This is a genomic window from Bradyrhizobium sp., from assembly GCF_049798375.1.
GTDB lineage: Bacteria > Pseudomonadota > Alphaproteobacteria > Rhizobiales > Xanthobacteraceae > Bradyrhizobium.
This window is the reverse complement of the sequence record NZ_JBARGP010000794.1, coordinates 1-7,506: the sequence shown is the minus strand read 5'-3', so window position 1 is coordinate 7,506 and position 7,506 is coordinate 1. Positions and strand designations below refer to the sequence as shown.

At 65.9% G+C, this 7,506-nt stretch carries 9 protein-coding genes; 7 read left to right on the top strand and 2 right to left on the bottom strand.

The features are described from left to right. From WA702_RS30285 to WA702_RS30265, 5 genes are all read left to right on the top strand, one after another. On the top strand, positions 1-1,126 hold a 1,126-nt coding region (locus WA702_RS30285; protein ID WP_425114206.1), incomplete at its 5' end, for an RluA family pseudouridine synthase. A 160-nt stretch (positions 1,127-1,286) separates the two neighbouring features. Continuing rightward, positions 1,287-2,063 carry an ATP12 family chaperone protein gene (locus tag WA702_RS30280; protein WP_425114205.1) on the top strand — a complete coding sequence of 259 codons (777 nt, stop codon included), beginning with the start codon at positions 1,287-1,289 and terminating at the stop codon, positions 2,061-2,063. A gap of 80 nt (positions 2,064-2,143) precedes the next feature. Next, complete coding sequence (locus tag WA702_RS30275) at positions 2,144-3,823, top strand: flagellar hook-length control protein FliK (protein ID WP_425114204.1); 1,680 nt, start codon at positions 2,144-2,146, stop codon at positions 3,821-3,823. After that, positions 3,820-4,089 (top strand): EscU/YscU/HrcU family type III secretion system export apparatus switch protein, encoded by a 270-nt coding sequence (locus tag WA702_RS30270; RefSeq protein WP_425114203.1) that lies wholly within the window; start codon positions 3,820-3,822, stop codon positions 4,087-4,089. The genes WA702_RS30275 and WA702_RS30270 overlap by 4 nt, the downstream gene beginning before the upstream one ends. 62 nt (positions 4,090-4,151) lie before the next feature. Further along, positions 4,152-4,979 (top strand): penicillin-binding transpeptidase domain-containing protein, encoded by an 828-nt coding sequence (locus tag WA702_RS30265; protein WP_425114202.1) that lies wholly within the window; start codon positions 4,152-4,154, stop codon positions 4,977-4,979. 136 nt (positions 4,980-5,115) lie between these two features. On the opposite strand, the gene WA702_RS30260 is transcribed toward WA702_RS30265, so the two are convergent. Beyond that, positions 5,116-5,592 (bottom strand): hypothetical protein, encoded by a 477-nt coding sequence (locus WA702_RS30260; RefSeq protein ID WP_425114201.1) that lies wholly within the window; start codon positions 5,590-5,592, stop codon positions 5,116-5,118. 140 nt (positions 5,593-5,732) lie between these two features. Between WA702_RS30260 and WA702_RS30255 the strand changes: the two genes are divergently transcribed. Continuing rightward, positions 5,733-6,392 carry a carboxymuconolactone decarboxylase family protein gene (locus WA702_RS30255; protein ID WP_425114200.1) on the top strand — a complete coding sequence of 220 codons (660 nt, stop codon included), beginning with the start codon at positions 5,733-5,735 and terminating at the stop codon, positions 6,390-6,392. A 36-nt stretch (positions 6,393-6,428) separates the two neighbouring features. Here the strand turns inward: WA702_RS30255 and WA702_RS30250 are convergent, their stop codons facing one another. Then, complete coding sequence (locus WA702_RS30250; RefSeq protein ID WP_425114207.1) at positions 6,429-6,821, bottom strand: DUF4260 domain-containing protein; 393 nt, start codon at positions 6,819-6,821, stop codon at positions 6,429-6,431. A 161-nt stretch (positions 6,822-6,982) separates the two neighbouring features. On the opposite strand from WA702_RS30250, the gene WA702_RS30245 reads away from it, so the two are divergent. Beyond that, positions 6,983-7,506 (top strand): carboxyl transferase domain-containing protein (locus WA702_RS30245; RefSeq protein ID WP_425114199.1); only part of this gene is annotated, 524 nt, incomplete at its 3' end.

The window sequence follows — 7,506 nt, the reverse complement described above, 5'->3', positions numbered from 1 at the left end:
CGAACGGGCCGCGGGATCTCGTCCAGGCGCCAAGCCGCCGCGGTTCGTGGCGCAGCGTGCCGAGAAGCGCGCACATGTCGAGGGGCTGGCACAAAGGCCGGAGCCAGCCGCCGAGCCCAAAGCGGCGCCGCTGCCGACCAAGGTGCAGACCGTCGTCGTCACCGCCGACGAGAACAACATGCGCGTCGATCGCTTCCTCGAAGCGCGCTTTCCCGGCCTGTCATTCTCCCACATCCAGCGCATCGTCCGCAAAGGCGAGCTTCGCGTCAACGGCAAGCGCGCCGACAGCAAGGATCGGTTGGAGGAGGGACAGAGCGTCCGCATCCCGCCGCTCAAGCTGGATGCGCCGAAGGTCGCCGGCACGTTGTCGGAGGCCGAGGGCAAGACGCTCGATGCGCTGAAGCAGATGACGCTCTACGAGGACGACGACGTCATGGTCCTCAATAAGCCGGCCGGCCTCGCCGTACAGGGCGGCTCCGGCATGACGCGCCATATCGACCAGATGCTGGAGGTGATGCGCGACGCCAAGGGGCAGAAGCCGCGGTTGGTGCACCGGATCGACCGCGAGACTTCGGGCTGTCTCCTGATCGCCAAGACGCGCTTTGCCGCCACGCACCTCACCGGCGCATTCCGCAGCCGCTCCGCGCGCAAGGTCTATTGGGCGCTGGTGGTCGGCGTGCCCAAGCCGAAGCAGGGCCGGATCTCGACCTATCTCGCCAAGGATGAGAGCGACGACGACACCATCATGCGCGTCGCTGCGCATGGCGACGAGGGCGCGAGCCACGCGGTGACCTATTACGCGGTGGTCGAAGCGTCCGCGAACAAGCTCGCCTGGATGTCGCTGAAACCGGTGACAGGACGCACGCATCAGCTGCGCGCCCACATGGACCATATCGGCCATCCGATCGTCGGTGATCCCAAATATTTCAACAAGGAGAACTGGGCGTTGCCCGGCGGCCTGCAGAACCGGCTGCATCTCCTGGCGCGCCGGATCGTCATCCCGCATCCGCGCGGCGGCGTGATCGACGCCACCGCGCCGCTGCCGCCGCACATGCTGCAGTCCTGGAACCTGCTCGGGCTCGAGGCCGACCGCTTCGATCCGATCGAGAACGCGCCGGAGGAATAGGCGCCGATCAGTTCCTGAACTGCTCCAGGAACAGCGCGACCGAGCGTGCGGCATCTCCACGCAGCTCGCAATCGGTGATCTGAGCTCTATCTTAGCGCTTAAGCATCGGTGATCGGAACATCATCCATCGCGGAAGGTCATACGCGGAAGGTCATATTGAATGCGGGAACTGTTCGACGAGGTTGCCGGCCAATCGCCGCTCGATCCGCAGGAATCGGCCCGGGCTGGCATGCGGGCGCCGCGGCGCCAGCGGTTCTATAAGGATGCAGACGTCGGGGAAGCCGAGGGTGGCTTTGCCGTCACCCTCGACGGCAAGCCGATCCGCACGCCGTCGCGGCGTGTCGTCGCCGTGCCGGTCAGGCCGCTTGCCGAGGCCATTGCTGCCGAGTGGCGGGCGCAGGGCGAGACGCTCGATCCCCTGACGATGCCGCTGACGCGGTTCGCCAACAGCGTGGTCGAAGGCGTGATCGACCGCGCCGATCTCGTTCGCGACGACATTGCCAAATATCTTCAATCGGATTTGTTGTTCTACCGCGCCGGCCATCCGGAAGGATTGGTTCAGCGCGAAGCGCAGCGTTGGGACCCGGTGCTGGATTGGGCGCGGGACAGCCTGGGCGCGCATTTCATTCTCGCTGAAGGGATCATGCATGTCAGCCAGCCGGAGGCTGCGGTCATGGCCGCGCGCGCCGCGTTGCCGACCGATCCGTGGACGATCGCGGCCGCCCATGTGGTGACGACGGTGACCGGCTCCGCATTGCTCGCGCTCGCGCTCGTCCATGGTGTGCGCGATGCGGACCAGGTCTGGGCGGCGGCTCATGTCGATGAGGACTGGAATGCCGAGCAGTGGGGGGCGGATGAAGAGGCCGTGGCCCGGCGCGCCACCCGCCAGGTCGACTTCCGCGCCGCGGTGCAAATCCTGAACGTCTTGACGGGTTAATAGGATTTGTAGCCGTTCCGGTTAACGGGGGGTTCAGGCCATCGGGTTAAACTGCATGCAGTAACCCGAGTTTGCGTACCATGGTCCTGAGTGTCACCCCGCCACCTCCGGTGAGCGCTGTTCGCGGCGCAGGCTCGTCGGCAGGCGGTCCCGTCGCGACTACACCGGCCAGCGCCGCGGCACTCTCGAGTGCCAGCGCCTCGGCGACCACGGTGATCAGCGCCCAAGTGCAGCAGATCGTCGCTGAAAATGTGGTCCAGGTCGCGATCGGCGATCTTTTGCTGGAGCTTGCCAGCAATATCCCGTTGCAGGTGGGGCAGACCGTGCAGCTCGCGGTCTCGCAGACCGAGCAGGGCGTCCGGCTCGCGATCGTCGGCACCACGGATTCGACGGCCCCGACAGTGGTCGATATCGCAGCACCGCTCAATCCAGTCGTTGCGCCGGCGAACGATCGGCTGAGCGGGCTCGAGCGCCTTGCGGTAGCGATCGCGACCGAGGAAGCTGCCACGCAGCAAGCCGGGCAGGGCCAGCTGTTCGCCGATCTGAACGCGGTTGCCAACAACGCGCCGAACCTGCCGCCCGCCCTGCGTGCGGCGATCTCGCAGGTGCTCGCGCAGCAGACGCCGCTGGACTCGAATTTGACCGGCGAGGACGTCAAGAAGGCTTTTCAGGGCTCGGGGGTGCTGCTCGAAGCATCGCTCGCAGCCGGCGCCGCCACCACGGCCGGGCCGGACCTCAAGGCCGCGCTGATCGTGCTGCGGCAGGCGCTGACATCGGTGCTGCAGACGACGGAGAGCGCGACGCCAGCCCCGACCGCTCGTCCGACGCGCTATGTGCCGACGACCAGCGCAATGTCGCAGCCCGCGCTGACCTCCGAGCTGGTGGCGTCCGAACAGCCGACCGTGACAGCCCCGTCGCTGGCGCCGGGGCTCGATGCCGAAATCGTGCCGCGGCAGCAGGCGCCGGCCTTGTTGAGCCTCCAGAGCGCGGAGGGCGAGACCCTCGGCGCGCCGACAACGGCCACGCTTTCCAGCATGCTGATGCAGGCCAAGCCGCAATCTTTGGCCCCATCGGCCGTGCTTTCGTTGCTACAGGAAATCGAGCAGCAGACGTCACGTAACGGAGCCCAGGCCTGCGGCGCGATGCCGGACGTGCGCAACGGTGACGTCGTCATCCGCACCAACACGCCGCCGCCGCCGTTCCGCGGCAGCCTGCCGACGCCGCAGGCGATCGCGTCTCCATCAGTTGCGCCGGGGACGCCATTGCCGACGATCGCGCACCGCCTGCTGGAGGAGACCGACGCGGCGCTGTCGCGGCAGACCTTGCTGCAGGTGGCATCGCTGCCTGACCGCACCGATGCGGCGGGGGCGCGCATCGATCCCACCGTGCCGCGCTGGAATTTCGAAATCCCGTTCATGACCCAGCACGGCACCGCGATGGCCCAGTTCGAGATCTCGCGCGATGGCAGCGCGGAGCCGGAGCGCGATCCCGCCAAGCGGGTGTGGCGGGCGCGCTTCTCACTCGACATCGAACCGGCAGGTCCGGTGCACGCGCTGATCTCCTATCATCGCGACCGGACCTCGGTGCGGATGTGGGCCGAGCGTCCGGCGACCGCAGCGCAATTGCGCGCCGGGATCACCGATCTAAGCCAAGCCTTGAGCCGCGCCGAGCTGCCGCCCGGCGACATCGTCGTGCAATTGGGCGCGCCGCCGACCACGGTGTCGCCCAAGGCCGGCCATTTCCTGGACCGCGCGCTATGAACTCCGAGGTCAAACGTCGGCTCGCAATCGCACTGCATTACGAGAAGGGCAGTGGCGCCCCGCGCGTGGTCGCCAAGGGCAAGGGCTCGGTCGGGGCCAAGATCATCGAGATCGCGCGCGCGCACGACGTGCCGATCGAGGAGAACGAGGTGCTGGCCGGCGCGCTCTCCAATGTCGAGCTCGGCGAGGAGATCCCGGAAGATCTCTACAAGGTGGTCGCCGAAGTGCTGATCTTCGTGATGAAGCTGTCTGGACGGCTCCGATAGCAGGCGCCACGGTTTGACCACGATGCGGTTGCCATTCTCCCGCCGTTCATATCAATCGCCGGATGCCTCTCGTGATTCATCGCCGCCATGCGCTCGGCCTCATCGCCGCCGCCACTATCTTGCCGGCCCGCGCCTTCGCCAACGTCGCGCCGCAGCGGAACGACATCCGTGAATCGCTCGCCAAGCGCTTCACCGACGTCGGCACCGAAGGCACCTTCGTCGGCTACAAGGTCGAGGACTATCTCGTTATCGCCAGCGATGCCATGCGCTCAGGCGAGGCGAAGCTGCCGGCGTCGACCTTCAAGGTTGCGAACTCGCTGATCGCGCTCGAGACCGGGGTGGTCCAGGACCCCGACAAGGATGTGTTCAAGTGGGACGGCGTGGTCAGGCCGATCGAGGCCTGGAATAAGGACCACACCATGCGCAGCGCGATCGCCGCCTCGGCAGTGCCGGTCTATCAGGAGATCGCGCGGCGGATTGGCGAGGCGCGGATGCAGAAATTCGTCGACCTGCTCGACTATGGCAACCGGAACATCGGCGGCGGCATCGATCAGTTCTGGCTCACCGGCGACATGCGGATCGATCCGGTGCAGCAGGTCGATTTCATCGATCGTCTCAGGCGCGGCGTGCTGCCGGTCTCCAAGCGCAGCCAGGACCTGGTGCGTGACATCGTGCCGACCACCAAAGCCGGTGCATCCGTCATTCACTTCAAATCCGGGCTGCTGGGCGCCGAGCGCGGCGACCCGTCGCTCGGCTGGATTGTCGGCTGGGCCGACAAGGGCGATGCCGAGACTGTGTTTGCGCTTAACATGGACTGCAAGGAGCCGCGGCATGTCGCCGACCGCATGACGCTGACCCAGGCGTGCCTGTCCGATATCGGCGCGATTTAGTGATTGTCATTGCGAGGAGCCGAAGGCGACGAAGCAATCCAGACTCTCTTCTTGGCTCTGGATTGCTTCGCTTCGCTCGCAATGACGGCGTTAAGATCTCGCGCCAATGGCTGCTGCGTCGATCGCGGAATAGCGCTTAGCGCCGCGACAGCTCGAGATTGACGCCGGTGATCTCTGTGCCCTCGGGGCGGATCGAGATCGTCTGCCGGTTGCCGCGCGTGGTCAGCGACAGGCCGGCCGAGAAAGTCTGGCCGCTCGCGCGGGCCTCGATGCGGTCGCCGTTGGCACGGCCCTCGATCGTCCCGGACGCATTGTGGCTGGCTTCGCTCCATTGTCCGGAGATGGTGCCGCCGCGATAGGCGACGTCGCTGGAGAGATCGATGTTGTAGCTGTCGCTCGCGCAGCGGATATTGAGCCGCAGCTGCTCGTTGCCGTCAGTGTCGTAGCTGGCGCGGCATCGCAGCCGCTCCTGCTCGCCGCTCTGCATGTTCAGCGTGCCGCCACCGGCCCAGGAGCCCGCCATGGCGCGGAAGGGCGATGCCGCCTCGGCCGAACCGGCGGCCATCAGAGACGCCAGCAGAAATGAGGTTGAGACGAGGGACGAGACACGCATTGGTTTGGGGCTCCGGTTAAAATTTGCGGGCGTCAACGCGGCATTGTCGATTGTGTTCACGCCAAGCTGAATTGATCTGGTTCGTCGGAGCGCTCTGCACTAGGTTTCACGCATCACAAAGAAGTGCGGAGGAAACAAAAATGCACGCACCGTCGATCTGGTTGTCATCGCTCTCCCTCGCCGCCGCGGGTGGCTGGTTCGCTGCCACCCTGTTCGCAGCCGGTCCGGCGACCAGCAAGGAGCCGCGCTTTCCGCAACTCACCATGGATCAGCTCACCGAGGCGCAGAAGCCGCTCGGCGAGCAGATCATGAAGGTGTCGAGCGTCGGCCTCGGCGGTCCCTACAATCCGATGATCCGCAGCCCGGTGCTCGGCCAGCGTCTATACGATCTGTTCTACTATCTGCGCTGGCAGACCTCGGTGCCGACCAAGCTGAACGAGTTCGCGATCATCATCATCAGCCGGCAGTGGCGCTCGCAGGTCGAGTGGTTCGCGCACGCGCCGCTCGCGGCCAAGGCCGGGGTTTCGGCCAACGTCATCGCCGAGCTGAAGCAGGGCAAGCGTCCCGCCGGCATGGCCGAGGACGAGGCGGTGGTCTACGATTTCGTCACCGAGCTCACCACCGCCAAGAAGGTCTCGGACGAGACCTATGCGCGGGCCAAAAAGATCTTCAACGACCAGCAGATCGTCGATCTCACCGCGGTGGCCGGCAACTACGTCATGGTGGCGATGATGCTGGCGATGGCCGAGGAGACGGTGCCGCCAGGCAAGGAGGAGCCGTTCAAGGTCGGGGAGAACTGAGCGTCGTCCAGTGCCCGCCGCGCGGCAAGCCGGGTCTCAAATGGCGACCCGGCCGATCCGCCCCAGATGGGTGAAGCCGAAACCGTCCGGCTGTTTCAGGCCGTAACCGAGCGCGCGGTCAAACCCGATATGGGCGAGCCAGATGACCGCAAGCGCGACGGCGAGCGGCTGTCCAAGCACAAGGCCAATGCCGAGCAGGACGCCCGGCACCACCGTCGTGTGCACGGCGTTGTAGATGATTGCGCCCGGTCGCGATCCGAGCAGGTAGCCGGCGAAGCTCAGATCTGGCGTGAAGAACAGCGCTGCGAACAGCCACCAGGAGGTGCCCTGCCAAGCATAGACCGCCGCCATGGCGGCCAGCAGCGCCAAGCCTTCCAGTCGCAAAAGGATTCTCAGGCCGCCGGTCACGCCGACGGCTGGCGTCTCCATTTTGTCCGACACTATCAATCTCCCGATGGTTAGGCGGCTGATTTCGCTGTGCCTTTTTGGCTGTGGCCCATGCCCAAAGTGGGGCAAAAGCGGCTTCCCGCGCCTGAAAATGCCGTGTTAGAACCTCCGCCGACAAACATGGAATTGGGCGGAAACGACGCATGAAGGACATCCTGGACACCCTGGAGGCGCGGCGCGCCGGCGCCAAGCTCGGTGGCGGTGAGAAGCGGATCGAGGCGCAGCACGCCCGCGGCAAGCTGACCGCCCGCGAGCGCATCGAGCTCTTGCTCGATAAGGGGTCGTTCGAGGAATTCGACATGTTCGTCGAGCACCGCTCGACCGAGTTCGGCATGGAGAAGAACAAGGTGCCGGGCGACGGCGTCGTCACCGGCTGGGGCACGGTGAACGGCCGCAAGACCTTCGTCTTCGCCAAGGATTTTACCGTGTTCGGCGGCTCGCTGTCCGAGACCCACGCGCTCAAGATCACCAAGCTGCAGGACATGGCGATGAAGGCCCGCGCGCCGATCATCGGCCTCTATGACGCCGGCGGCGCGCGCATCCAGGAGGGCGTCGCCGCGCTCGCCGGCTATTCCTACGTGTTCCGCCGCAACGTCATGGCGTCGGGCGTGATCCCGCAGATCTCCGTCATCATGGGACCTTGCGCCGGCGGCGACGTCTATTCGCC